The sequence below is a fragment of the Amycolatopsis rhabdoformis genome (assembly GCF_035918295.1).
Classification (GTDB): Bacteria; Actinomycetota; Actinomycetes; order Mycobacteriales; family Pseudonocardiaceae; genus Amycolatopsis; species Amycolatopsis rhabdoformis.
Map to the genome: position 1 here is coordinate 4,534,021 of NZ_CP142149.1, position 25,886 is coordinate 4,559,906.

Below are 25,886 nucleotides of genomic sequence, written 5' to 3' on the forward strand. Positions count from 1 at the left end.
CCGCCTTCCCGTCCTGATTTCGCGCACTGAACCACCACCCCACCCACCCGAGCACTCCGAGGGGATCGTCATGTCCGTGTCCGAAACCGAGGCGCCCGCCGCCCCGGCCGCGATGAGCCGGCAGCAGGTGCTGCAGGCGATGTCGGGGCTGATGATGGGCATCTTCGTCGCCATCCTCGCCTCCACCGTGGTGGCCAACGCGCTGCCGCGGATCGTGTCCGAGCTCGGCGGCTCGCAGTCGTCCTACACGTGGGTGGTGACCACCGAGCTGCTCGCCATGACGGCGACGGTTCCGTTGTGGGGCAAGCTTTCCGACCTCTACAACAAGAAGCTGCTGATCCAGCTGTCGCTCGGGCTGTTCGTGGTCGGCTCCTTGGTGGCCGGCTTCGCGCCGAACATCGAGCTGCTCATCGTGAGCCGCATCGCGCAGGGCATCGGCGGTGGTGGCCTCACAGCACTGGCGCAGGTGATCATGGCGGCGATCGTGTCGCCGCGCGAGCTCGGCAAGTTCTCCGGCATCTTCGGCGCCGTGTTCGCCGTGGGCACCGTGGCCGGGCCGCTGATCGGCGGCGTGCTCGTGGACACCTCCTGGCTCGGCTGGCGCTGGTGCTTCTTCCTCGGCGTGCCGTTCGCGCTCGCCGCGATCGCGCTGCTGCAGCGCACCCTGAAGCTGCCGACGATCCGGCGCGAGGCCCACGTGGACTGGCTCGGGGCGTTCCTCATCATGCTCGGGGTCTCGACGTTGCTGGTGTGGTCGTCGCTCGCCGGCACCTCGTTCGCGTGGGGCTCGTGGCAGACCGGGGTGCTCGTGCCGGTCGGTGTGGTCGTGCTGGCGCTGGCTGTGTTCGTGGAGACGAAGGTGCGCGAGCCGATCATCCCGCTGCGCCTGTTCCGCAACCGCACGGTCACGCTCACCACGATCGCGAGCTTCTTCGTGGGTGTCGCGATGTTCGGCGGCACGGTGTTCCTGTCGCAGTACTTCCAGCTCTCGCTCGGCAAGTCGCCCACCGTCGCCGGCCTGATGAGCCTGCCGATGATCTTCGGGCTGCTGGTGTCCTCCACCGTGTCCGGTCAGCTGATCAGCCGCACCGGGCGCTGGAAGGGCCACCTGGTCCTGGGCGCCGTGCTGCTCACCGCCGGGCTCGGGCTGCTCGGGCTCATCGACGCGCACACGAGCGTGCTGGAACTGAGCCTGTTCATGCTCGTGCTGGGCGTCGGCGTCGGCATGCTGATGCAGAACCTGGTGCTCGTGACGCAGAACGACGTGCCCGCCCAGGACCTCGGCTCGGCGACCTCGACGTTGTCGTTCTTCCGCAGCCTCGGCGGCTCGATCGGCGTGAGCGCGCTCGGCGCGGTGCTGGCCAGCCGCGTGACCACGCTGATCACCCAGGGCCTCGGCCCGATGCCGGGCATGAGCAGCGGCGGCAGCGAGAAGGTGCCGAACCTGGCCGACCTGCCCGCGCCGATCGCGAACGTGATCCGCGAGGCCTACGGCACCGCGACCAGCGACCTGTTCCTCATTGCCGCGCCGATCGCGCTGCTGGTGGTCGTGGCGGTCGCGTTCCTCAAGCACCTGCCGCTCAAGACCCAGAGCGGGATCGAGCGGCTGGCGGAAGAGGCCGCCTGAGCTACGGTGCGAGCGTGGACGACGACTTCGGCACGCTCCTCGAACGGCACCGTCGCGAGATCCGGGTGCACTGCTACCGGATGAGCGGCTCGCTCGCCGAGGCCGAGGACCTCACGCAGGAGTCGTTCCTGCGGGCGTGGAAGGGCCGGGCCGGGTTCGAGGGCCGGGCGAGCGTGCGGACGTGGCTCTACCGCATCGCCACCAACGTCTGCCTCGACGCGCTGGCCCGCCGGCCCCGGCGGGCGCTGCCGGACGAGCTGGGCGCGGCCGGTGACCCGAGCGGGATGCCGGCCGCGCTCGACGTGCCCTGGCTCGGCCCGATCCCGGACGTCCTGCTCGACCCGGACGTCCTGCTCGACAAGGCGGCGCCGGACGACACCGGCGCCGCGGTGGTCGAGCGGGAGACGATCGAGCTCGCGTTCCTCGCCACGATCCAGCACCTGCCACCGCGGCAACGCGCGGCGCTGGTCCTGCGCGACGTGCTCGACTGGTCGGCCAAGGACACGGCGGCCGCGCTGGAGACGTCGGTGGCCTCGGCCAACAGCGCCCTGCAACGCGCCCGGGAAACCTTGCGCACGCGGCTGCCCGCGCGCCGGGCCGACTGGGCCTCGGCGGCCACCACCACGGCGGAGGAAGCCGCGCTCCTGCGCCGGCTGATCGCCGCGTACGAGGCCGGCGACCCGAACGCCGTGGCCGAGCTGCTGGCCGCGGACGCGCGAGCGGTGATGCCGCCGTACGCGCTGTGGTTCGACAGCCGCGAGCGGATCGTCGCGGCGCTGCGCACGAGCATGGATCCGGAGTCGCCGTATTTCACCGGCTGGTTCCGCATGGTCGCGGTGCGTGCCAATCGGCAGCCCGCGGTGGCCACCTGGGTGTGCCGGCCCGGTGAGAACGTGTTCCGCCGGTTCGGCGTCAGCGTGCTCACGGTGGAGAACGGATTGGTCACGGCGCTGGCCGCGTTCGAAACGCCTTCGTTCGAGCCGTACGGGTTGCCCGAGACGCTCGTCTGGATGAGCTGAGCGCGAAAAAGAGCCCGGGCGGTGACCTCGATGAGGTCACCGCCCGGGCCCGAACCGGAACTTCAGAGGAATTCCGGGAAAGTCTCGCCTTCGCCGCCGGGAATTGGTCACCGGCACGCGGTCAGGCGGCTTGGTGCTTTTCCGCGCCGACGCGGGTGCGGGTCAGCTTCCGGCGCTCCAGCTCGGTGGTTCCGCCGAAGATGCCGTTGTCCAGCCCGTTGTCCAGGGCGTAGGAAAGGCACGCTTCGCGAACCGGGCAGCGCGCGCAGACCGCCTTGGCCTCGGCGACCTGCCGGGCGCCCGGACCGACGTCCGAAATCGGGAAGAACAGTTCCGGATCCTCGTCCATGCAGGCTGCTCGGGACAGCCAGCCAGTGCTCGTGAGTTCCATTGTTGCGTTTCACCTCCTGTCGAACATTGTCTTTCTCGGTCAACCGACTTCTCCGGACGCACACGACACAGCACAACTCCAAGGAGCTGTCCAGCTCGGGTGACGCTCGGTGGGCTTTCGGCCGACCCCGCCGAACCACGCACTCAGCACTGCAAGCGTGACTGGCGGACGACCGAGTTTCCAACTTACCACCGACGGCGGTTGTTCCCAGGGGTTTGGGCCCAGCTCACACTGATCTTTTTTCGGTTTCGGGTTGCGTACCCACGCGACCGAGTGCTCACACATCGTGCCGAAATCGAATCGTTACACCTGGGGGCCGGCTCACTGCACCTGTCCTACGGCAGCGGGGACGGGGTTGGCCGGGGCGGGAGGTGGGCGTGGACGGGTTCGACGCGTTCTTCCGCGCTGAATTCCCACCGCTGGTGGCGTTCGGCTGCAAGCTGGGCCTCGATCCGGCCGGGGCGCGCGAGGCGGCGACGGACGCGCTGCTGCAGGAAGCGCAGACGTGGCCGCCGCCGGACGAACCGCGCAGCCGGGTGCGGCTCGCCGTGCAGCGGGCGCTCGGTTCGCAGCTCGCCGGGGACGTCCCGGCGGACGACGTTCTGACGGCGCTCGTCGAGCAGCACGCTCTGGGGGTCGAGCTGCTCGCGACGCTGCCGGACACGCAGCGCACCGTGCTGGCCTGGTCGCTCGACGGGTTCGCCCCGGCCGCGATCGGGACGGCGCTGGGGGTGCCGGCCAGCACGGTGCGCTCGAACCTGCGCCACGCGCGCGACCGGCTCAACCGCCGGGTGTCCGGGTCGCCGGACCTGCTCGTTTCGAACGAAGGGGACGCGCTCGTGACCTTGTTGCTGGAAGCCGACGCGACACTCACCGGGGCGCTGCGCCGCGGCCTCGACGTCGAAGCCGCCCTGCGGCACGTGAAAGACCGCACCGCACCCCGCTTCCCCGACCACTGGCACCACCTCGACGGCCCGGTCGCCGCCGCCACGGCCGGCGACCGGCAGGCCGCCGCGCAGCTGCTCGAAACCGTGCGGCCCCTGATCGTGCGCTACTGCCGCGGCCGCCTCGGCGGGCCCGACCGCGCCTACGCCTCCGCCGACGACGTGGCCCAGGAGGTGTGCGCCGCACTCCTCGCCGCCCTGCCCGCCTACCGCGACCAGGGCCGCCCCTTCCTCGCCTTCGTCTACGGCATCGCCCAGCACAAGGTCGCCGACGCCCACCGCGCGGCGGCCCGCAACCGCACCGACCCGGTCGCCGACCTGCCCGACCGCACGGACACCGCCGACGGACCCGAACAGCGCGCCCTGCGCACGGAACTCACCACGCGCCTGGCGCGGCTGCTCGACGTGCTGCCGGATCGGCAGCGGGAGATCGTGCTGCTCCGGGTGGTGGTCGGCCTCTCGGCCGAGGAGACGGCGGAGGCCGTGGGCTCCTCGCCGGGCGCGGTGCGGGTGTCGCAGCACCGGGCGTTGTTGCGGTTGCGGACGTTGTTGTCCGGTGAGCAGGACTGACCTGCCCACGGGAGCGGTGGCTCGCCTTGTCCAGCGCGAACGTCGCCTGCAGTGACTCGGCCCAGGGGCGCGCTGCGCTGATCTTGAGCGCGCAGGTCGCCCCGTGCCGTCCACGCGAACGGTGCGGGCCGGCTCGCGGGAGCCGGCCGGCACGGTGGTGAAGTCCGCCGAGCCCGCACCGGCCGAGCGGGTGTGGTGAGAGGAAAGCGAGTACGGCGGTCAGCACGCAGGCAGTGCGCGTCGACTGGGCCCTGAAGCCCATTGACCTGGAAGGTTTTCCTCTTCCTCCGGTGCCCCGCCACCGCTCAGCCGCCCGGCGGGCGTGAAAAGTCGGGAGCGACGATCAGCCCCGGTCGGCCGAATCGGTCATTCCGCTCCGAGCTTCGCCACCACGAAGTCCGCCAGCGCCGTCGCCGGTCCGGCCGTCGCGTCGCGGAGCAAGAGCATGAACTCCACGTCGCCCGGGTCGGGGAGGCCGAGGTGGGCCGGGAGGGCGAGGAGGCCGTCGGGGACGAGGCTGCGAGCGTGGACGGTGATGCCGAGACCGGCGGCCGCCGCGGCGCGCAGGCCGGTGAGGCTGGAGGTGAGGCAGGCGGAGCGCCATTCGAGGCCCGCGCGTTCGAGGGCCTCGACGGCGAGCTGGCGGGTGACCGAGGGCATCGGGTACTGCACGAGCGGCACGGGCTGGCCGGCTTCGAGCACCGTCGCGGTGGAGCCGATCCACACCAGTGGTTCGCGGCGCAGGACCGTGCCGGGGCCGCCGGCGCCGGGGCGGCGCTTGCCGAGCACGAGGTCGAGGCGGCCCTCGTCGAGGCGGCGGGCGAGCACATCGGACAGTTCGACGTGGAGCTCAACGTCCACGAGCGGGTGGCTGCGGCGCAGCCGGCGCAGGATCTCGGGCACCTCGTCGAGCACGAAGTCCTCGGACACTCCGAATCGGACGCGCCCGCGCACCTGGGTGCCGCGGAAGTGGCGGGCCGCGCGGTCCTCGGTGTCCACAATGGTCTGCGCGAAGCCCAGCATCGCCTGCCCGCGCGGTGTGAGGTCCACCGCGTGGGTGTCGCGTTGGAACAGCAGCCCGCCCGCTTCCCTTTCGAGGCGCCGGATGTGCTGGCTCACTGTGGGCTGGCCCACACCCAGCCGCCGTGCCGCGGCCGTGAAGCTGCGGGTTTCCGCCACCGCGAGGAAGGAGCGGCACAGGCGCGAATCCAGCATGCGTCACATCTTATCGGCGCCCACAATGACAGTGAGTACGGTGATCGGGGTTCCGAATGACCGTGCCGCACCGGAGAATCGAGTGGGAAAGGAGTTCCATGACGACCGTGCTCGCCCCGCTGACCCGCCCCGTTTCCGCGCTGCTGGCCAAGCTGAGGATCGACCCCTTCATCGCCGCCATCCTGCTCACGGTGGGCGTCGCGTCGCTCCTGCCCGCCTCGGGCGGCACCGCCACCGGCTTCGGCATCGCGGCGAACATCGCGGTGGGACTGCTCTTCTTCCTCTACGGCGCACGGCTTTCGAGCAAGGAAGCGATCGACGGCCTGAAGCACTGGCGCCTGCACGTCACTGTGCTGTCCGCCACATTCGTGCTGTTCCCGTTGCTGGGCCTCGCCGCCTCGTTCCTCTCCCCCGGCCTGCTCACCTCACCGCTCTACACGGGCGTGTTGTTCCTGTGCCTGCTGCCTTCCACCGTGCAGTCGTCGATCGCGTTCACGTCGATCGCGAAGGGCAACGTGGCCGCCGCCATCTGCAGCGCGTCGGTGTCGAACCTGCTCGGCATCGTGCTCACGCCGCTGCTCGTCGCGTTGCTGCTCTCCACCGACGGCCCGGGCGTGAGCGGCAAGGCCGTGTTGGACATCGTGCTGCAGCTGCTCGTGCCGTTCGTGGCCGGCCAGCTCGCGCGCCGCTGGATCGGCGCCTGGGTGACCCGCCACTCGGCGCCGCTGAAGCTCGTGGACCGCGGGTCGATCCTGCTGGTGGTGTACACCGCGTTCAGCGAGGGCATGACCGAAGGCATCTGGCACAAGCTGGCGATCGGGCCGCTGCTCGTGCTGCTCGGCGTGTGCGTGGTGCTCCTGGCGGCCGTGCTCACCACCACGAGCATCGGCGCGCGTGTGCTCGGCTTCGACCGCGCCGACCGGATCACGATCGTGTTCTGCGGTTCGAAGAAGAGCTTGGCCAGCGGCCTGCCGATGGCCACCGTGCTCTTCGGCCACGGACAGGTCGGCCTGATCGTGTTGCCACTCATGCTGTTCCACCAGATCCAGCTGATCGTGTGCGCCGCCATGGCCCGCCGCTACGCCCGCCAGGCCGCGGCCGAGGACACCGACGAGCAGGGCGAGCTGGTCGCGGCGAGCTGATCGCGATCTGCACAGACAGCTCCCGCTCGTGGGACTTACAGGCAACGCCGCAGTTCGAGCGACATGGGATTGATCGCCACTGTTAACTTGACAACGTGAGCAACCCGTTGATCGCCCAGGCCCAGGACTCGACGAAGGCCTACTCGGGCATTTCGCTGCTCGAATCGGCCAACGATCTGTCCACGGCCATCGAGTCGGGCGATTGGGCGTCGGTGGCGATGGGTGCGGTCGGCACGGCGCTGGACGCGTTGTCGATGGCGATGGACCCGTTCGGCGCGATCCTCGCGGCGGGTGTGTCGTGGCTGATGGAGCACGTCGGCCCGCTCAAGGACGCGCTCAACGGGCTCACCGGCAACGCCGATCAGATCAAGGCCCAGTCGGAGACCTGGGCCAACGTGGCCAAGGAGCTCGGCAGCGTCGCGTCCGACCTCAACGACGCGATCAGCGCCGATCTGCAGTCGTGGTCCGGCGCCGCCTCGGACGCCTATCGGCAGCGGGCGCAGGACCTGAGCACGTCGTTGCAGGCGGCGCAGAAGAGCTGTGAAGGCGCCTCGTCCGGAGTCAAAACGGCCGGTGAGGTGGTCGCCGCGGTCCGGACGCTGGTGCGTGACATCATCTCCGAGCTGATCGGGCACATGATCAGCTGGGCGTTGCAGGTCATCTTCACCCTCGGCATCGGCCTCACCTGGGTCGTCCCCCAAGTCGTGAGCGCGGTCGCGAAGACCGCCTCGCAGATCACCGGCCTGGTCACCAAACTCGTCAAAGCCCTCAAGGCACTCGTGCCGTTGCTGAAGAAGGCCGGCACGCTGTTCGAGGACGCCGGCAAGGCGTTCAAGGGCCTCAAGGGCGGCAAGGTCACCCCGCCGCCCGGCACCAAGGGCCTCTCCGACACCCCGAAGGCCCCGCCGGTGAAGACCCCCGGCGGTGACGGGGGTGGCGCGCCCAAGGGCGGTGGTTACGAAGGTGCGCCGAAGGATTACACGCCCCCACCCGGGAAATCGGGTGGCGACGACACCACGAAGTCTTCCGGTTACGAAGGCGACCCCAAGGACTACACACCCCCGCCGGGGAAATCGGGCGGCGACGACGGTACGTCGGCCTCGGGCTACAGCGGCGGCGACGCCAAGGACTACACCCCGCCCCCGGCCGGCAAGGGCGGCGGCGACGACGCCACCCACGCCTCCAGCTCGGGCGGCTCCTCCGGCGGCAGTGGTGGCGGCACGCCGCCACCGGTCAAGAGCGACCCACCACCACTCAACACCGACCCCGAACCGTTGCCGGCGAACACCGGCGGCGGCACCCCGAAGGGCCTGGGCGACGACAAGACCGTCACGTCGAGCTCCGGCGGTTCGGGCGGCGGCAAGACCATCAAGGACAGCAACACGAACCCGCACGAGAACGGCACTCCGCCTCCGGACCGGTCGGTGTGCGGTGACCCGATCGACGTGGCGACCGGGTGGATGTTGCTGACGCAGACGGACGTGGAGATCGCCGGTGCGTTGCCGCTGGACGTGTCGCGCACGCACATTTCGTCGTACCGCGCCGGCCGGTTCTTCGGCTCGTCGTGGGCGTCCACTGTGGACCAGCGGCTGGAGGTCGAGGACGACGGCCTGCACGTGGCGCTCGCCGACGGCAGCCTGCAGAGCTACCCGGTGCCGGTGAGCACGCCGGTGTTGCCGGTCGCCGGCCCGGCCCGGCCGTTGCGCCGGGTCGAGGACGGGTACCTGGTCGAGGACGTCGAGCAGCAGCACACGTTGTTCTTCGAGGAGTCGGCCGACGGCGTGTTCCCGCTGCGGACGATCTTCGACGGCGACGGCAACCGCATCGACGTGGTGCCCGGCACGAACGGCGTGCCCGCGGAGCTGGTCCATTCGTCCGGTGCCCGGGTGTCGTTCGACAGCGCGGGCGGCCGGATCACGGCCGTGCGCGCCGCCGACGGCACGGTCGTTTCGACCTACGCCTACGACGAGCGCGGCCGGCTGGCCGAGGTCGTCGACGCCGCCGGCACGCCGACGCGGTTCACCTACGACGCCGAAGGCCGCATCGTGCGCTGGGAGGACGTCAACGGCCGCTGGTACGGCTACGGGTTCGACGCGGCGGGCCGGGTCGTGCGGGCCCGCGGCACCGACGGCTACCTCGACTGCACGATCGACTACGACCGCGAGAACCTCGTCACGAGCGTCACCGACTCGCTCGGCGCCGTGCGCCGGTTCCACCTCGACGACCGGCTGCTGGTGATCGCCGAGACCGACGCGCTGGGCCACACCACCAGCCTCGGCCACGACGAGCACGGCCGGCTGCTCACCCGCACCGACCCGCTGGGTCGCCAGGTGCGCTACGAGCGGGACGAGGCGGGCCGGGTCGTCGCGATCACCGCACCGGACGGGACCCGGTCCCTCACCGAGTACAACGAGCAGGGCCGCCCGGTCGCCGCGATCGGTCCGGACGGCGCGGCCTGGCGCTACGAGTACGACGCGCGCGGCAAGGTCACCGGGGTCGTCGACCCGCTCGGTGCGCGGACCACCTACGCCTACGACGAGCGCGGCAACGTCGCCTTGGTCACCGACGCGCTCGGCGGCACCACCCGGATCCAGTCCGACGCGGCGGGGCGGCCGCTCACCGTCGTGGACGAGGACGGTGCCGTCACCCGCTACACCTACGACCAGCTCGGCCGCACCACCTCGATGACCGACGAGCTCGGGGCGGTGACCCGGCTCGCGTGGGCGGGGCGCGACCAGCTCGCCGAGCGGATCGAGCCGGACGGCGCGACGTGGCGGTGGAAGGAATCCGCCGTCGGGAACACCGACGAGAGCACCGACGCGCGCGGCAACACCACGCGCACCGAGTACGCGCAGTTCGACCTGCCGGTGGCCGAAACCGGCCCGGACGGCGAGCGCCTCGCCTACACCTACGACACCGAACTGCGCCTGGTGTCGGTGACCAACGAGCAAGGCCTGGTCTGGCACTACCGCTACGACGCCGCCGGGAACCTCGTCGGCGAGACCGACTTCAACGGCCGCACGCTGCACTACCGCTACGACGCGGCCGGCCAGCTGGTCGGGCGCACCAACGGCGCCGGCGAGACCACCACGCTGGAGCGCGACGCGATGGGCCAGATCGTCCGTCGCGTGACGGGTGAGGACGTCGCCACCTTCTCCTACGACGAGGCCGGCCGGATGGTGTCCGCCCGCAACGCCGACGCGGAGGTCACCTTCGCCTACGACGCGCTGGGCCGGGTGGTGGCCGAGACCGTGGACGGGCGCGCCGTGCGGTCGGAGTACGACGCCCTCGGCCGCCGTCGCGTGCGGCACACGCCCTCGGGGGCGGCGTCGCGGTTCGACTACGGCCCGGCCGGCACCCTCGCCGCGTTGCACGTGGGGAGCCGCTCGCTGCGGTTCGAGCACGACCTGGCGGGGCACGAGCGGACCCGTCGCTTCGGCGCCGCGGAACTGCGGCAGAGCTGGGCGACCGGCGACCGGCTGGCGGCGCAGACGGTCGTCGCGGGGGCCCGCACGACTCAGCACCGCGAGTTCGGTTACCTCGCCGACGGCTACCTGGCTTCGGTGACGGACACGATCACCGGCCCCCGCACGTTCGACGTCGACCGCTCGGGCCGGGTCCGGGCCGTCGCGGGCCGCGGCTGGCAGGAGAGCTACGCCTACCACCTGACCGGCGTGATCGCCCAGGCGCAGGCACCGGGCACGCCGACGGCCGGGCCGCGCGAGTACCGCGGCACGCTGCTCACGGCGGCGGGCGCGGTCCGCTACGCCCACGATCCCGAAGGCCGCACGACCCTGCGCGGCGCCGGGCCGGCGGGCCCGCAGTGGCAGTTCCGGTGGAACGCCGAGAGCCGCCTGACCTCGGTGCTCACGCCGAGCGGGGAGCACTGGCGCTACCGCTACGACGCGCTGGGCCGCCGCGTCGCCAAGCAGCGGCTCATGCCGGACGGACGCGTGGCCGAGCAGGTGCAGTTCGCCTGGGACGGCGAGACGCTCGCCGAGCAGGTGCGCAGCGAGCCCGGCGTGGCGCAGGTCGCCACCGTGTGGGAGTGGGAGCCGGGCACCGGACGCGCCCTCACCCAGACCGAACGCGTGCTCGGCGCGCCGGACGAGCGGTTCCACACGATCGTGACCGACCTGGCCGGCACCCCGAGCGAGCTGCTGGAGGAGTCGGGCGAGGTCGCGTGGCACCGTCAGGCCACCCTGTGGGGCAAGGTCGTGGACGGACCGGCCCGCGCCACCACGCCGCTGCGGTTCCCCGGCCAGTACCACGATCCCGAGACCGGGCTGCACTACAACCTCAACCGCTACTACGACCCCGAGGTCGGCCGCTACCTCTCCCACGACCCGCTGGGGCTCGACCCGGGCCCGGACTCGCAGGCCTACGTGCTCAACCCGACCGCGCTGGCCGACCCGCTCGGCCTCGCCCCCACGGTCACCCCGTGCGCGGCGAAGAAGAAGCAGCAGGCCGCGGCGTCCGGGTCGTCGAAGTCCAAGGTGAGCAAGGCGAAGCAGCAGCTCACCGGCAACCCCGGGCCGAGCAAGAAGCCCCCCAAGGTCAAGACGAAGCCGGACGGCAACCCGGCGAAGTCCGACGGCAGCTACGGCACGACGAAGCACGAGCAGGCCCGCACGTGGGAGAAGTACCAGAACGAGATCAAGAACGACTCGACCTGGAAGGACCCCAACAAGCTCGTGAGCGGCAAGACGCACGAGTCCGAGCACCCGATCGGGTACAAGGCGATCGGCGGCGACGAGTTCCAGCGGGCGAACGCGCACGACACCCAGATCCGCGACGGCATCAAGGCCGGCGACCGCGGGCCGAAGACCCCGGACGAGGCGGCCAACATCAAGGACGCCCGGCGCATGGAGGACGACGCGCCCGCCTACCAGGAGTCGGCGCAGGCGCACCGGGACAACATCGGCACCGGCGTGCGCGGTGAGAAGGACGGCTCGGGCTTCAACGCCGACACCTACCGCGAATCCCTCGGCAACACCTTGAAGGAGGGCCGGCCGAGCGACGGTGTGCAGCTCAACCAGCTCACCTACGCCCACCAGCACAAGGACGGGGGCATGATCGACAACCCCGCCTACATCAGCGAAGCGAAGACCCCCGGCGTGCCCAAGCGGATCCAGGACTGGGAGCCGAACCCGCACTACAAGAGCGACATGGAGACCCCGAACGAACCGCCGATGACCCACGCGGAGAAGCCCGCCCCCAACCGCGACTCCTTCCGCCCCACCGACGGCACCGTCCAGGGCAAGGTCGCCGACGACTCCTACCACCACATGGTGGACAAGATGGAGGGCAAGTCGATCGAGTACAGCGACGGCACCGGCGGTGTCGGCACGCCAGGCGGCACCACCCACACCCCGCCGATCTCGCACGACGACGTCATCGAGATGCACACCGCGCGCGACGTCGTGCGCGACGGCCCCAACGTGTCCAAAGAGGACATGGAGATGTTCCTCCACGACAAGGAGATGGGCCACCGCCTCGGGCAACCGACCGACGCGGACAAGCAGAAGTACTGGGGCGACGACGTCAAGGACGTCGACATGTCCGACAAGGCGGTGCGCGACCAGATCCGGGCGCAGCAGGAACGGATGCAGCAGATGGTCAACCAGCAGCGCGCCAACCGCCCGGCCGGCTGGTCCGACGACCCGGACGCCATGGACGTGGACGGCTGACCGGCTCGCGGCCGGACTGCCGAGCGGCCGGACCAGGACCCCCGCGTCCCGGTCCGGCCCGCCGCTCACAGCTGGCGCGAGATCACCAGCCGCATGATGTCCGACGTGCCCTCCTCGAGCTCTTCCAGCTTCGCATCGCGCATCCACTGCTCCACAGGGAACTCACGCGAATAACCCCACCCACCGAGCGTCTGCACCGCAGCCCAGGTACAGAACATCGCGGTTTCCGACGCCTGAAGCTTCGCCATCGCCGCGCTCCTGACCGCTCGCGACCGACACGATCCGGCCCCTGAGCAACTGAGCAGCCCGGACCGGGACCCCGCGTCCCGGTCCGGCCGCCCTTCACAACTGGCGCGAGATCACCAGCCGCATGATGTCCGACGTACCCTCCTCGAGCTCTTCCAGCTTCGCATCGCGCATCCACTGCTCCACAGGGAACTCACGCGAATAACCCCACCCACCGAGCGTCTGCACCGCAGCCCAGGTACAGAACATCGCGGTTTCCGACGCCTGAAGCTTCGCCATCGCCGCGTTCCTGGTGGCGTTCTCGCCGGCGTCGATGCGGCGGGCGGCGTTGAGGGTGAGCAGCCAGGCGGACTCGATCCGCGTGGCCATGTCGGCGAGCCGGAAGGCCACGGCCTGGTGTTCGATGATCGGTTTGCCGAACTGGGTGCGTTCGCGGGCGTAGTCGCGCGCGTATTCGTACGCGGCGCGCGCGGCGCCGGTCGCGGCGGCGGCGAGCACGATGCGGGAGATGTCGAAGGTCTTCATCAGGCCGTGGAAACCGCGGCCTTCGTCGCCGAGCCGGTCGGACTCCGGCACGACCACGTGGTCGAAGAAGATCTCCCGGCACACGATGGCGCGCTGGCCCATCTTCTTCATCGGCTCGCCGAAGGTCATGCCCCCGGTTCCCTTGCGCAGCAGGAAAGCCGTGACGCCCGAGGACCGCAGTGACGGATCCGTCTTGGCGAACACCACGTACTGGTCGGCCAGGCCGCCGTTGGAGATCCACGCCTTCTGGCCGGTGATCTCGTAACCGCCCTCGACGCGGCGCGCGGTGGTGGTGATCGAGGCGGCGTCGGAGCCCGAGCCCGGTTCGGTGGTGGCGAGCGCGGTGTAGAGCGGTTCGGGGCCGGTGAGCGGGCGCAGCCACTCCTCCTTCTGCGCCGCGGTGCCCAGTTCCAGCACCGGGTCGGCGAAGAACCCGTTGGAGCACAGGAAGTTCCCGATGCCCGGGTCGCCCCAGCACAGCTGTTCCTGCACGAGGCACTGCGTCACGACGTCGGTGAACCCGCCGCCGCCGAACTCCTCCGGCAGCATGAAGTCGGTGATGCCGGCCTTCGCCGCGGCGCGGAAGATGTCGAGCGGCGACTCGACGTCACGCTCGTCCACCTCGCGCCCGCGCGGCCGGATCTCGTTCACGGCGAACCGGCGGCACAGCTCCACGATGTCGCGCTGCTCGTCGGTGAGGGGCCAGGGTTCGCTTACCGTGGGCATGGCTGCTCCTTCTCGGTGGTGGCTTCGTGGACGATCAGCGCGTCGACGGCGAGCACTCCGCCGGCGGCCACGCGGATCGGGTTGATCTCCAGGTCGGTGAGGCCGGGGTCGCGGGCGAGGGCCTCGGACACGGCGACCACGACGTCGGCCAGCGCGCCGACGTCCACCGCCGGCTTCCCGCGCCAGCCCGCCAGCAGCGGCCGGCACCGCAGCGCGTCGAGCATGGCCAGCGCCGTGGCCCGATCGACCGGGGCCAGCTCGACCCGCGCGTCGCGCCACAGCTCGGCCTCCACCCCGCCGAACCCGACGGTGATCGTGGGCCCGAAGTCGCGGTCGCGCCGGGCGCCGACCAGCATCTCGACCACGCCGGCGCGAGTGTCCTGCTCCTCCAGCACGTACTCCCCCGGCCCGAGCCGCGCGGACATCTCCTCGAACGCGAGCGAAACCGCGTCCGCGTCGGCCAGCCCGGCGCGGATGCCGCCGTGCTCGCTCTTGTGCTCGAGCCAGCCCGCCTTCAGCACGACCGGCGCCCGCAGCCGCGCGAACTGCCCGGCCACCTCGGCGGCGTCCCCGACCCGGACGGCCCCGGGCACGGGAATCCCCAGCGCCGCAAGGGTTTCCCGCGCGGCCCAGTAGCCCGTCGCCGGCCGCGAAGCCGCCTGGTTCGCCACCGCCGGCTCGCGGCCCGGGCCCAGCGACGCGGCGTGGGCCAGCGCGCCGAGCGCCGACTCGATCGCGGCGTACGCCGGCAGCCGGCGCCGCGCCATCCGCTCGACCGCGGCCGACCGGTCGCTCATGCTGTGCACCACCAGCGGCACGTCGCCGCCGGCCAGGTGCCCGAGGCGGTCGACCACGGCGTGCTCGGCCTCCACCAGCACGGGCGCGTCCTCGCCGTAACACCCGAAGTAGCCCGAGAGCACGATGGCGTCGGCCTCCCCCGAGGCGGCGATGACCTCGCTCACCGCCGCGTACACCGTGAGGTCGGCTTCGCCGGCCCCGGCCAGGTCCACGGGGTTCGCCAGCGCCGCGCCGACGGGGAGCAGATCACCGAGTTTTCGGCGCAGCTCCGGGGAAAACACCGGCGTCGAGAGCCCGAACGACGCGGCGACGTCGGCGGCGAGCCCGCCCTGCCCGCCGCTGTCGCTCACGATCGCGAGCCGGCGGCCCCTCGGCGGCGCGACCGACGACAGGTACCGCGCGGTGCCGACGAGGTCCCGCACCGTCGCCACGCGCAGCGCGCCGGCCGTGCGGCAGGCGGCCTCGACCACGTCGACCGCCGAGGTCAACGACCCGGTGTGCGACCGCGCGAGCCGGCGGCTGCCGTCGCTCGCGCCGGTGCTCAGCACCAGCGTGGGCTTGCCGGCGCGGCGCAGCGCCCGCAGCGCGGCCATCACCCGCGGACCTTCGGTGAACCCTTCGAGGTACAGCGCGACGGTGGTGGTGCGCTCGTCCTCGACCAGCGCTTCCAGCAGGTCCGCGGCCGTGACGCCGAGCTGGTTGCCCACCGAGTAGAAGCGCGAGACGCCGAGACCGGACCGCGCGGCGAGCGTCGCGATCTCCAGCCCGAGCTGGCCGCTCTGCGACACGATCGCCAGCGGGCCCGGCGTGAACGTGCCCCACGCCAGCTGCAGGTCGGCGCCGGCGTCGTAGAGCCCGAGGCTGTTGGGTCCGAGCAGGCGGGCGCCGGCGGCGCGCAGCATCAGGTCCAGCTCGGCCTCGTCGGCGCCGAGGCCTGCGGTGATCGCGAGAAGCGCGCGCGTCCCCCGCGCAAGAGCCTGCGCCACAACGGGTTTCACCTGCTGCGCGGGCACGCACAACACCACCAGCTCGGGGGCCTCGGGCAGCGCGTCGAGCGACGGGTGGCTCGGGTGGCCGAACAACGGCCGGGCCTGGCGGTTGACCAGCCACACGGTTCGGCGGTGGGCACCGCGCAGCGCGCCGGTGGCGAGCCAGTAGCCCCACTTGGCGCGGTCGTCGGTCGCCCCGACCACGGCGATCGAGGCGGGATCGAGAAAAGCGTTCGGCACGGACACGGGTCGCCCTCCGGGGCTCTCGCGGCAGCGGTGACGGGGTTCGGACGAGACGTCCTGATAGTTGACTGGCTCGTCAGTTATACCTTGCGATCCGACGCCGGACAAGACCGTTTCCGAGCGGACTTCCTTACCCGACAGTGCTAGTAGCTGCCGAATCTCCTCGTTCGGAGCAACGGACCGGCGCGTTGTTTCGCAACACGCAACTCAGGCCGCGACGCACCCGTCGAGGAACTGCAGCACGGTGCGGCGCATCCGGTCGGCGGTCATCTCCCGCGATCCGGCGAGCACCTGCACGGCGAGGCCGTCGATCATCGCGACGAGCATGTTCGCCAGCGCGGCCGGATCCCCGGCCCGCGCCGAGCCGTCGGCCTGGGCCTGCGCGATCAGGTCGGTGACCAGCCGGCGCCACTGCCCGTAGAGCGTCTCGTTGATGGCCTGGAACTGCTCGTCGCGCATCGCCTCGGCCCACAGCTCGGCCCACACGCGCCACGCCGTGAGCGCCTCGGCCCGGCGCGGCAGGAACGCCTCGACGAGCTCCCGCAACGCCGCCATCGGCCGGCCGCCCTCGGCCGTGAGCTCGCGCCGGCGTGAGATCGACAGGCGGTAGTTGTGCTCGAAGGCCGCGCTGAGCACCGCGCGCTTGCCGTCGAAGTAGTAGTGGATGGTGCCGGAGCTGACACCCGCGCGCCGGGCGACGTCGGCCAGCCGGAACTCGTGCAGCCCCTGGTCGCTGAGCACCTCGCACGCCGCGCGCAGGATCTGTTCGCGGCGCTGCGCCTCGACGCTCGGGCGTGGCACGGGGGCTCCAGTTCTGCCGGCGGGAAAGCTCCGGTGGGCTCGGTCGGTGCGGTCCGTCAGGTGAGGGTCAAGTGCGGCTCGAACGCCTGCCGCAGCAACGTCCGCATCCGGTCGGGCGTGAGATCGGTGGAGCCGGCGAGGATCTGGATCGCCAGCCCGTCGACCATCGCGGTGAACCGGTCGGCCAGCGCCTCGATGTCGGCGCCGGCCGCGAGCCCTTCGCTCCGGCACTCGTGCAGCAGCTCGACCACGAGCGCGCGCCAGCTCGAGTAGATCCGCCGCTGCGCCGGGCGCAGCCCCGGTTCGAGCATGGCCTGGTTCCAGAACTGGATCCACACCGACCACTCGTCGACGTCGTCCGGGTTCAGGGGCAGCTGCACGTCGATCAGCCGGCGCAGCTTCTCGCGGGCCGAGCTGGCGTGGCCGAACTCGTCGTCGAGCCGCTCGCGGAAGCGCCGCGCGTAGAACTCCAGCGCGGCGTGCAGCGTGGCTTCCTTGCTGGGGAAGTGGTAGTGCACGGTCGCGGTGCTGGTGCCGCAGTAGTGGGCGATGTCCGACACGCGCACGTTGTGGTAACCGCGGCGGGCGATGAGCACCGTCGCCGCTTCGAGGATCTGGTCGCGCCGCTCCTGCGCGGACACCGGCCGCGCGCGGTCGCGGCGCCCGTCGTCCGGCGCGGCGACGGGCGCGGGCCCGGTGCCCGAGGCCAGGTACCGCACGGACACCGCGCACGCCTTGGCGATCGCGGCGAGCTCCTCTTCGCGAAGCCGCCGCGTGCCGCGCAACGCCTTGGACAGCGCGGTGGGATCCATCCCGATCCGGTGCGCCAGCTCCCGCTGCGAAAGCCCGGCGGAGCGGATCGCCGCGCGCACCCGCTCGGGCACGCCGGTGTCCGGCCTCTCGTCAGTACTGGTCATAACCGGGCCAGTATGCCAGGGCACGCCTCCTCAACCGCGCTGTTCGACCGCGTCGAGCGCGCTGATCACCTCACCCGCCGCGCGTTCGCCCGAGGAGATCGCGCCGTCGATGTAGCCGTTCCACACCGACGCCGTCTCGGTGCCCGCCCAGTGCACACGCCCGGCCGGCGCGCGCCACCCGTCCCGGCCGTGGGCCGTCCAGCCGCCCGGCTTCACGAAACACTCGTAACCGCCGACGGTCCAACCCTCGTGCGGCCAGATCTTTTCCAAGTACTCGACGGGTTCCTTCGCCTCGGCACCGGCCACTTCGGACAGTGCGGACACCACGGCCTCGCGGCGGGCCGCGTCGTCCAGCGCGGCCCAGCGGTCGAGCCGGTCGCCGTAGACGAACGCCACGAGCACCCCGCGCGAAGCGTCTTCGGGCGAGTTGTCGAACACCACGCCGACCGGGCTTTCGCCGTACAGCGTCGCGATGCCCGAACGGCCGTGCGCGCGCCAGAACGGCGTGTCGTAGACCGCGTGCACCTTCGCGACACGGCCCATCGGCGAGTGCCGCGCCCAGCCGAGCCGGTCGGCCGGGAGCGCCGGGTCGAACGTGATGCGCTCGAGCGTCGCCGGGGGCACGGCGACCACCACCCGGGCCGCGCGCACGACCGTGCGGCCGGTGGTCACCTCCACCCCGTCGGCGGTCTGGCGGATCGACCGCACCGGATCGCCGAGCCGCACGCGATCGCCCAGCGCCGCGGCCATCGCGCGGGCCACGGCGTCGGCGCCGTCGGTGAACCGGGCGTCCTGCGCACAGCCGCGGGTTTCCATCAGCTGCTCGTAACCGCCGGCCGAGGCGAGGTAGAACAGCACGTGGAACAGGGAGATCTCGCGCGGTTCGGCGCACCAGACGCCCTGGATCGCCAGCGCGAGGCGCACCAACGCGTCCTCGTCCGAAGTCTGCGCGCGGAAGAACTCCTCGGCCGACCGCGCGTCGAACTCCTCGAACCGCGGCGTGCGCCAGGGCCGGTCGAGGTCCACCCTCGACGCGAGTTCGTCGAGCAGCGCGGTCACGCGTTCGTACTCGGCGATCCCGGGTCCGTCGTCCGGTGCGGCGCCGGCGTAGTCGACGGCGGTGCCGTCGTGCCAGACCTCCACGTGCCGGCCGGTCTCCCAGGTCGGGAAGGTCGCGCAGCCGAAACGGGCGGCGAGCGCGTGGAACCGCCGCTGCGTCGGCCCGATCCACTGCCCGCCGTGGTCCACGCGCACGCCGGAGCCGGTCAGCTCACTCACCACGCGGCCGCCCACGCGGTCGCCGGCTTCGAGCACCACCACGTCGACCCCGGCGTCGGCCAACCGCGACGCGGTGGTCAGCCCGGCGTACCCGGCACCCACGACCACCACACCCGGATCACCGGCGGCTCGTTCTCGTGTCGTCACGCCACCACTGTTACGCAACACTGACTCACCGGTCAACCTGCCCCAGAAAGTTGCGATCGAAGTCTTGACAGTGACCCGCACCACGTCCAGGCTGACTCGTCAATCAGTCGTTGCGTTCGGCTGCCAACACCTGGGAACCCGAAGAAACAGGAGTGGCGATGACCGGAAAGCCGCAATCCCCACAGGCGCTCACGGCCGCCGAGCTGCGCACCGAGCTCGCCGACGGCGGCGAGTACGCCGACAAGGGCCTGCGCTCCGGAGCGCTCGGCATGGCCGCCAGCCTGATCCTCGCCGTCGCCTCCGCGGCCCCCGCCTACAGCCTCGCCGCGACGCTCGCGTTCATCGTCGGCTACGTCGGGTTCCAGGCGCCGGCCGTGGTGCTGGTCGCGTTCGTCCCGATCCTGTTCGTGTCCTTCGGCTACGCCGCGCTCAACCGCCGCGACCCCGACTGCGGCACGATCTTCACCTGGGCCTCGCGCGTGCTCAGCCCCAGCCTCGGGTTCCTCGGCGGCTGGGCGATCATCGCGTCGTTCGTGCTCGTGGTCGGCAGCCTCGCGCAGGTCGCCGGCCAGTACGTGTTCCTGCTCTTCGGCGCCGACGGCATCGGGTCCGACCCGGCCGACCCGCGGGTGCTGCTGGCCGGCCTCGGCTGGCTCGCCCTGATGACGCTGATCTGCTACCGCGGCATCGAAATCGCCGCGGCGGTGCAGCGCGCACTGCTGTTCCTCGAGTTCGGGATGCTGCTGGTGCTCTCGGTCGTCGCGCTGGTGCGCGTGTACACGGGTTCGGCGCCGGAAGGGATGCAGCGGCCGCGGCTTTCCTGGCTCAACCCGTTCGAAGGCGCTTCGCCGAGCGCGTTCGTGAGCGGGGTGGTGCTCATGCTCTTCATCTACTGGGGCTGGGAAACCGCGATCACCGTGAACGAGGAGACCGCCGACCGCCGCCGCACGCCGGGCCGCTCCGCGACCTACTCGACGTTGCTGCTGCTGGCGGTGTACCTGCTCGCGACGTTCGCCGCGGTGTCGTTCGCCGGCATCGGCGACACCGGCATCGGGCTGATGAACCCGGACAACTCCGGCGACGTGTTCTACGCCTTCGGCACCGCGGTGTTCGGCGCCGGCGGCTTCGGCTCGGTGCTGTGGCACCTGCTGATCCTGATGGTCCTCACGTCCGCGGCCGCGTCGACGGAGACGACCGTGCTCACGCTGAGCCGCACCGTGCTGTCGATGGCCGACCAGGGCGCGCTGCCCCGCGCGCTCGCCCGCGTGCACCCGCGCTTCCGCATCCCGCACGTGGGCACGATCGCGGTGGGCGTGGTCGGCGCGGTGGTGTACGTCGCGCTCAACTTCCTCGGCCACGGGCTCGTGATCGGCGACGCGGTGTCGGCGTGCGGCGTGATGATCGCGTTCTACTACGGACTGACCGGCCTGACTTCCGCGTGGGCGCACCGCACGCAGTGGCGGGCGAGCGCCACGGATCTGTGGCTGCGCACGGTGTTGCCGGCCATCGGCGGGATCGTGCTGCTCGCGGCGGGCGCCTGGAGCCTGGTGCACGCGTGGGATCCGGCTTCGAGCGGCACGAGCTGGTCCTTCGGCGGCACGCAGGTCGGCGGCACGTTCGTGATCGGCACCGGATCGCTGGTGCTCGGCGTGGTCGTGCTCCTGATCTGCCGCCGGGTCTACCCCGCCTTCTTCCGCGTCCGGGCAGCCCGGTGAATCCTCCTTACGCCGTGACCGAACCGGCCACCGGGCAAGTGCTGGAAGTCTTCCCGTCGGCGACCGACGCGCAGGTCCAGTCGGGACTGTCCACCGCGGACAAGCTCTTCGCCGACTGGCGGCGGGTTTCCGTGGCCGACCGCGCCGCAGTGCTGCGCCGGATCGCCCAAGCGTTCGCGGAGCACGCCGAAGAGCTGGCGGCCACCATGGCGCTGGAAATGGGCAAGTCGCACGCCGAAGGTCTCGAAGAAGCCGAGTCGTGCCGCGAGATCTTCGCCTACTACGCCGACGAAGGCCCGCGGCTGCTGGCCGACGAACCGCTGCCGACGCCGGGCGCGGTCCTGCAGAAGCGCCCGATCGGCACCGTGCTCGGCATCATGCCGTGGAACTTCCCGGGTTACCAGGTGGCCCGCTTCACCGCGCCGAACCTCGTGGCCGGCAACGCCGTGGTGCTCAAGCCCGCCGAGTCCGTGCCCCGCTCGGCGCTGATCCTCGAACGCCTGATCACCGAGGCCGGCGCGCCGTACGTGAACCTCTTCGCCACGCACACCCAGATCGAGACGGTCATCGCCGACCCGCGCGTGCAGGGCGTGTCCTTCACCGGCTCCGAACGGGCCGGCTCCGCGGTGGGCGCGCTGGCCGGCCGGCACCTGAAGAAGTGCGTGCTGGAACTCGGCGGTTCGGACCCGTTCATCGTCCTGGACACCGACGACGTCGAAGCGCTGGCCGAACTCGCGTGGACGACCCGGCTGTACAACCGCGGCCAGGCCTGCAACTCCAACAAGCGCATCATCGTGGCGGCCGAGCACTACGACGCGTTCGTGGCGGCCCTGGCCGAACTGGCCGCCCAGGCCGGCTCGACCGGCCCGCTGGCATCGCGCGCCGCGGCGGAAACCGTGGCGGCTCTGGTGGACGACGCCGTCGCGCGCGGTGCGACCCTCCACGCGGGCGGGGTGCTGGGCCCCGGCGCGTTCTACTCCCCCGCGGTGCTCACCGGCGTCACCGACGACATGCGCGCCTTTCACGAAGAGCTGTTCGGTCCCGTCGCGGTGGTCTACCGCGTCAGGAGCGACCAGGAAGCCGTGGACCTCGCCAACCGCAGCGCCTACGGTCTCGGCGCCGCCGTGTTCAGCACCGATCCGGCCCGCGCCGCGCGCGTCGCCGACCTGCTCGACGCCGGCATGGTCAACGTGAACACCCCCGCCGCGACCTCGGCCGCCCTCCCGTTCGGCGGGGTGAAACGCTCGGGCTTCGGCCGGGAGCTCGGTCCGCTCGGCGTGACCGAGTTCGTGAACCACCGCCTGTTCTTCACGGCGAGCTGACCACCGTCGCGCACCCGTCACCGGGTGTCGCGAACCGACGACCACCCGCGGCGGCCCCGATCCCGGATCGGGGCCGTCGCCGTTTCGCGAGCCTTGTGGCAAGACCCTGGACGAAGTACCGTCACCTCATTCGAGTTTGAGAAAGATCTTTCGGTATTTCGAATCGAAGGGACTCGGGGTCAATGGCGACAACGATGCGGGCCACCACGGCGCTGGGCAGACGGCGGGTCGCCGTCGCGTGCATCATCGGGAACTTCCTGGAGTACTTCGACTTCGGCGTGTACGGGTTCCTCGCCGTGGCCATCGGGCACGAGTTCTTCCCCGGCGGGTCGAGCGCGGTGGGGCTGCTGAAGTCCCTGGCGGTGTTCGGCGTGGCGTTCGCGGTGCGCCCACTCGGCGGCGTCGTGTTCGGGCTCATCGGGGACCGGGCCGGGCGGAAGGTGTCCCTTTCGGCGAGTGTGGCGTTGATGGGCGTCGCCACGACGTTGATCGGACTGCTGCCCTCCTACGCGACGATCGGCCTCGCGGCGCCGGTGCTGCTGGTGTTCCTGCGCTGCCTGCAGGGGCTCGCGGTCGGCGGTGAGTGGGGTGCGAGCTCGGCGTACCTGATCGAGACGGCGCCGGTCGGCCGACGCGGCATCCCCGGCAGCTTCCCGTCGATGGCCGCGGCGCTCGGGCTCATCTTCGGCGCTTTGCTGTCGCTCGTGTTCCAGCTCTCGCTCAGCGCCGCCGCTCTCGACAGCTGGGGCTGGCGCGTGCCGTTCTTCGTCGCCGCGCCGCTCGCCGCGGTCGGGCTGTACGTGCGCCAGAAGCTGGAAGACACGCCGGTGTTCGCGCAGCTCGCCGAGAGCGACGCCCCGCGCGCCCGGCTCAAGGACGCGCTGCGCCGCGACCAGGCCAAGGCGATCTTCGTGACGTTCGGGTTCTCCTGGATCTGCGGCGTGGGCCTGTATTTCCTCGGCACCTACGTGGTGAACTACCTGACCGCCACCGCGCACGTCGGCAGCACCCGCGCCACGATCCTGACCTCGATCGGGCTCGCGATCTACTGCGGGCTGTGCCCGCTCGCGGGCCGGCTGTCCGACCGGCTGGGCCGGCGCCGCACACTGCTGTTCGGCTGCCTCGGCCACGTCGTGTTCGGCATCCCGGTGTTCATGGCGCTGGGTACCGGCTCGACGCCGGTGGTGATCGTCGCGCTGATCGTGTTCGCGATCTTCCAGGCGCCGATCAACGCCAACACCTCGCTGGTGCTCATCGAGATGTTCCCGGCCTCGACGCGGCTCACGAGCGGGGCGCTCGGCTTCAACCTCGGCGTCGGCGCGCCGTCGGGGTTCGCGCCGCTGGTCGCCGCGGCACTGGTGGTCTCGACCGGGCTGAGCTACGCACCGGGGATCCTGCTGGTCGGCGTCGCGCTGGTGTGCGGGCTGATCCTGCTGTTCTGGCTGCCGGAAACGGCCGGACGCGACCTCACGCTCGACGTAGACGCGACGAAGTCCGGTCCGGCCCCCACGATCGCCGCGCGGGCCGGCGTGACGGAGGTCGTGTAACCGTGATGCGAGCGGCGGTGCTCACGGCACCCGACCGGTTCGAGCTGCACGAGCGCGAGGTGCCCGAGCCGGTCGGTGACCAGCTGCTGGTGCGTGTGGCCGCCTGCGGGATCTGCGGCCACGATGTGTTGGCCCGCAAGGGTTTGCTCGCCGCGAAACCGGGGCAGGTGCTCGGGCACGAGATCGCCGGACGCGTCGAGGCCGTGGGCCCGAGCGGCGACCGCTCGTGGCTCGGCAAGCGCGTGGCTCTCGTGCAGCGCTTCCCGTGTGGCACTTGTGCCGAGTGCCGGGCCGGGCACACCAACACCTGCCGCGGCGGCCCCGGCTTCTACGGCGAAGACCTTCCGGGCGGCTACGCCGAGTTCGTGCTCGCCGGACCGGCGAACGCGGTGGTGCTGCCCGACAGCATCGACGACGCGTCGGGCGCGATCCTCTCCTGCGCCCTCGGCACCGGCCTGCACGCGCTGCGCCGCACCCGGGCCACAGCCGACGACCTCGTGCTCGTGACCGGCGCGAGCGGCGGCGTCGGCGTCCACACGGTACGGATCGCCGCCGCTCTGGGCGCCACGGTGATCGCCGTGACGAGCAGGGCCGCCACCGAACCGGCGTTGCGGGCGTCCGGCGCCCACGCCGTGGTCCCGGTTTCGGCCGGCGCCGCGGGGGTCCGCGAGGCCGCGGCGGATCTCGGCCGGCCGCGGGGCGTCGACGTCGCGATCGAGACCACGGGCACTCCGACGTTCGCGCTGTCCCTGCGCGCGCTGGCGCCGCACGGGCGGCTGGCGGTGGTGGGCAACACCGATCCCGGGGCCGTCGAAGTCCACTTGGGACTGGTGATCGTGAAGGAGCTCGAGATCGTCGGCTCGGCCCACGCCGACCGGCAGGAGCTGCTCGAGGTGGTGGACCTCGTCGCGAGCGGCCGGGTCACGCCGGTGCCACCGCGGGAGTGGCCGCTGGCCGAAGTCGCCGCCGCGCACGCCGCGCTCGACTCGGGTGCGCTCGTGGGCCGGGCGGTGGTGCGGCCGTGACCGCTCCGCTGCACGGCATGACCGTGCTCGACCTGAGCCAGCAGCTGCCCGGGCCGTACGCGACCTTCCTGCTCGCTTCGCTCGGCGCCGACGTGGTGAAGGTCGAACCACCCGCCGGCGACCCCGCCCGGCGCTTCGACCCGCCGATGTTCGACCGCGTGAACGCGGGCAAGCGCAGCGTTTTCCTCGACCTGAAGGCGCCGGCCGACCGCGACCGGCTGCTGGAGCTGGCTGCGGAGAGCGCGGTGTTCGTCGAGGGGTTCCGGCCCGGCGTCACCGCGCGGCTCGGCTGCGACGAGAAGGCCGTGCGCGAGGTGCGCCCCGACGTCGTCTACTGCTCGATCAGCGGGATGGGCCAGACCGGGCCGCTGGCCGGGCACCCCACCCATGACCTGTCGCTGCAGGCCATGGCCGGGATCCTGCACGACACCGCGGAATCCGACCGCATCGGCGTGCCCTGGGTCGACCTCGGCACCGCCACCACGGCGGCACTCGCCATCACGGCCGCGTGGCACGCCGGCGGCGGCACCTTCCTCGACCTGGCGATGCTCGACGTCGCGACGGCCTGGACCTCGGTCAAGCCCCTCGCCGTGAGCGAGCCGGAAGCGACCTACGGTGTCGTCCGGGCGAAGGACGGCTCGGTCGCGATCGCGCTGCTCGAAGACCACATGTGGACGCGGCTCTGCGGGGCGCTCGGCTGGCCGGCCGATCCCGCGTTGGCCACCTACGCCGCCCGGCGCGCCCACGCGGCCGAGATCCGGTCGCGGCTGGAAACCGCGTTCGCCCGTCACACCGTCGCGGAGCTGCTCGCCCTGGCCCACGAGCACGACCTGCCGCTGGGCCCCACCGACGCGTCGAGCGATGCCGCCACCCGCGCGCAGCTGCGCGCCCGCGACCGCGACGACGGCCCCGCCGCGCGCCACACCCCGTTGCCGCTGAACCTCCTGGCCCGGAAAGAGCTCTGACGACGTGCTCTCCCGGCTGTCTCGCCACCGGGAACGGCCGGGGA

Annotated in this window: 18 protein-coding genes and 1 pseudogene; 11 read left to right on the forward strand and 8 right to left on the reverse strand. The window is 71.8% G+C overall.

All coding sequences use genetic code 11. The annotated features are described in order from the left end of the window. Positions 1-70: 70 nt before the first annotated feature. Both VSH64_RS20715 and VSH64_RS20720 read left to right on the forward strand, forming a co-directional pair. Positions 71-1,627 carry an MDR family MFS transporter gene (locus tag VSH64_RS20715; RefSeq protein ID WP_326837285.1) on the forward strand — a complete coding sequence of 519 codons (1,557 nt, stop codon included), beginning with the start codon at positions 71-73 and terminating at the stop codon, positions 1,625-1,627. A 14-nt stretch (positions 1,628-1,641) separates the two neighbouring features. Then, positions 1,642-2,646: an RNA polymerase subunit sigma-70 gene (locus VSH64_RS20720; protein ID WP_326837286.1), complete on the forward strand. Its 1,005-nt coding sequence runs from the start codon at positions 1,642-1,644 to the stop codon at positions 2,644-2,646. Between the two features lie 121 nt (positions 2,647-2,767). Here VSH64_RS20720 and VSH64_RS20725 read toward each other — a convergent pair whose 3' ends face one another. Further along, positions 2,768-3,037, reverse strand: coding sequence for a WhiB family transcriptional regulator (locus tag VSH64_RS20725; protein ID WP_326837287.1), 270 nt, complete (start codon positions 3,035-3,037; stop codon positions 2,768-2,770). Positions 3,038-3,585: 548 nt separating this feature from the next. On the opposite strand from VSH64_RS20725, the pseudogene VSH64_RS20730 reads away from it, so the two are divergent. Then, positions 3,586-3,807: pseudogene (locus VSH64_RS20730) on the forward strand (RNA polymerase sigma factor); the annotation flags it as partial. Between the two features lie 150 nt (positions 3,808-3,957). Beyond that, positions 3,958-4,551: an RNA polymerase sigma factor ShbA gene (gene shbA, locus VSH64_RS20735; RefSeq protein ID WP_326837994.1), complete on the forward strand. Its 594-nt coding sequence runs from the start codon at positions 3,958-3,960 to the stop codon at positions 4,549-4,551. 366 nt (positions 4,552-4,917) lie between these two features. Here shbA and VSH64_RS20740 read toward each other — a convergent pair whose 3' ends face one another. Then, positions 4,918-5,766, reverse strand: a complete 849-nt coding sequence (locus VSH64_RS20740; protein ID WP_326837288.1) for a LysR substrate-binding domain-containing protein — start codon at positions 5,764-5,766, stop codon at positions 4,918-4,920. A gap of 98 nt (positions 5,767-5,864) precedes the next feature. Here VSH64_RS20740 and VSH64_RS20745 point away from each other — a divergent pair, with 98 nt between their 5' ends. Together VSH64_RS20745 and VSH64_RS20750 are read left to right on the forward strand one after the other, a co-directional pair. Then, the gene (locus VSH64_RS20745; protein ID WP_326837289.1) at positions 5,865-6,908 is read left to right on the forward strand and encodes a bile acid:sodium symporter family protein; all 1,044 of its coding nucleotides are present in this window, start codon (positions 5,865-5,867) and stop codon (positions 6,906-6,908) included. Positions 6,909-7,003: 95 nt separating this feature from the next. After that, a complete protein-coding gene (locus tag VSH64_RS20750) occupies positions 7,004-12,598 on the forward strand; it encodes a DUF6531 domain-containing protein (RefSeq protein ID WP_326837290.1) in 5,595 nt (1,864 codons plus the stop codon). Between the two features lie 65 nt (positions 12,599-12,663). Here the strand turns inward: VSH64_RS20750 and VSH64_RS20755 are convergent, their stop codons facing one another. The 6 genes from VSH64_RS20755 to VSH64_RS20780 all read right to left on the reverse strand — a co-directional run bounded on the left by VSH64_RS20755 (position 12,664) and on the right by VSH64_RS20780 (position 19,268). Further along, positions 12,664-12,846 carry an acyl-CoA dehydrogenase family protein gene (locus VSH64_RS20755; protein ID WP_326837291.1) on the reverse strand — a complete coding sequence of 61 codons (183 nt, stop codon included), beginning with the start codon at positions 12,844-12,846 and terminating at the stop codon, positions 12,664-12,666. A gap of 94 nt (positions 12,847-12,940) precedes the next feature. Next, positions 12,941-14,095 carry an acyl-CoA dehydrogenase family protein gene (locus VSH64_RS20760; RefSeq protein ID WP_326837292.1) on the reverse strand — a complete coding sequence of 385 codons (1,155 nt, stop codon included), beginning with the start codon at positions 14,093-14,095 and terminating at the stop codon, positions 12,941-12,943. Beyond that, complete coding sequence (locus VSH64_RS20765) at positions 14,083-16,128, reverse strand: acetate--CoA ligase family protein (RefSeq protein ID WP_326837293.1); 2,046 nt, start codon at positions 16,126-16,128, stop codon at positions 14,083-14,085. Before VSH64_RS20765 ends, VSH64_RS20760 begins: the two co-directional genes overlap by 13 nt. Positions 16,129-16,332: 204 nt before the next feature. Continuing rightward, positions 16,333-16,926: a TetR/AcrR family transcriptional regulator gene (locus VSH64_RS20770; RefSeq protein ID WP_326837294.1), complete on the reverse strand. Its 594-nt coding sequence runs from the start codon at positions 16,924-16,926 to the stop codon at positions 16,333-16,335. Between the two features lie 56 nt (positions 16,927-16,982). After that, positions 16,983-17,843, reverse strand: a complete 861-nt coding sequence (locus VSH64_RS20775; protein ID WP_326837295.1) for a TetR/AcrR family transcriptional regulator — start codon at positions 17,841-17,843, stop codon at positions 16,983-16,985. Between the two features lie 30 nt (positions 17,844-17,873). Next, a complete protein-coding gene (locus VSH64_RS20780; protein ID WP_326837296.1) occupies positions 17,874-19,268 on the reverse strand; it encodes a flavin monoamine oxidase family protein in 1,395 nt (464 codons plus the stop codon). A gap of 158 nt (positions 19,269-19,426) precedes the next feature. On the opposite strand from VSH64_RS20780, the gene VSH64_RS20785 reads away from it, so the two are divergent. The 5 genes from VSH64_RS20785 (at position 19,427) to VSH64_RS20805 (ending at position 25,842) form a co-directional block, all read left to right on the forward strand. Continuing rightward, entirely contained in the window at positions 19,427-20,983 is a 1,557-nt protein-coding gene (locus VSH64_RS20785; RefSeq protein WP_326837297.1) for an APC family permease, read from the forward strand. 14 nt (positions 20,984-20,997) lie between these two features. Further along, positions 20,998-22,305, forward strand: coding sequence for an aldehyde dehydrogenase family protein (locus VSH64_RS20790; protein WP_326837298.1), 1,308 nt, complete (start codon positions 20,998-21,000; stop codon positions 22,303-22,305). A 182-nt stretch (positions 22,306-22,487) separates the two neighbouring features. Next, a complete protein-coding gene (locus tag VSH64_RS20795; RefSeq protein ID WP_326837299.1) occupies positions 22,488-23,852 on the forward strand; it encodes an MFS transporter in 1,365 nt (454 codons plus the stop codon). Between the two features lie 5 nt (positions 23,853-23,857). Beyond that, positions 23,858-24,877, forward strand: coding sequence for an alcohol dehydrogenase catalytic domain-containing protein (locus tag VSH64_RS20800; protein WP_326837300.1), 1,020 nt, complete (start codon positions 23,858-23,860; stop codon positions 24,875-24,877). Beyond that, positions 24,874-25,842: a CaiB/BaiF CoA transferase family protein gene (locus VSH64_RS20805; protein ID WP_326837301.1), complete on the forward strand. Its 969-nt coding sequence runs from the start codon at positions 24,874-24,876 to the stop codon at positions 25,840-25,842. Before VSH64_RS20800 ends, VSH64_RS20805 begins: the two co-directional genes overlap by 4 nt. The last annotated feature ends 44 nt before the right edge of the window (positions 25,843-25,886 follow it).

Excerpts from the sequence above, each read along its gene's own strand:
- VSH64_RS20715 (WP_326837285.1), top strand. The coding sequence starts at position 71 with ATGTCCGTGTCCGAAACCGAGGCGCCCGCCGCCCCGGCCGCGATGAGC.
- VSH64_RS20725 (WP_326837287.1), bottom strand. The coding sequence starts at position 3,037 with ATGGAACTCACGAGCACTGGCTGGCTGTCCCGAGCAGCCTGCATGGAC.
- VSH64_RS20740 (WP_326837288.1), bottom strand. The coding sequence starts at position 5,766 with ATGCTGGATTCGCGCCTGTGCCGCTCCTTCCTCGCGGTGGCGGAAACC.
- VSH64_RS20745 (WP_326837289.1), top strand. The coding sequence starts at position 5,865 with ATGACGACCGTGCTCGCCCCGCTGACCCGCCCCGTTTCCGCGCTGCTG.
- VSH64_RS20755 (WP_326837291.1), bottom strand. The coding sequence starts at position 12,846 with ATGGCGAAGCTTCAGGCGTCGGAAACCGCGATGTTCTGTACCTGGGCT.
- VSH64_RS20760 (WP_326837292.1), bottom strand. The coding sequence starts at position 14,095 with ATGCCCACGGTAAGCGAACCCTGGCCCCTCACCGACGAGCAGCGCGAC.
- VSH64_RS20775 (WP_326837295.1), bottom strand. The coding sequence starts at position 17,843 with ATGACCAGTACTGACGAGAGGCCGGACACCGGCGTGCCCGAGCGGGTG.
- VSH64_RS20785 (WP_326837297.1), top strand. The coding sequence starts at position 19,427 with ATGACCGGAAAGCCGCAATCCCCACAGGCGCTCACGGCCGCCGAGCTG.
- VSH64_RS20795 (WP_326837299.1), top strand. The coding sequence starts at position 22,488 with ATGGCGACAACGATGCGGGCCACCACGGCGCTGGGCAGACGGCGGGTC.
- VSH64_RS20800 (WP_326837300.1), top strand. The coding sequence starts at position 23,858 with ATGCGAGCGGCGGTGCTCACGGCACCCGACCGGTTCGAGCTGCACGAG.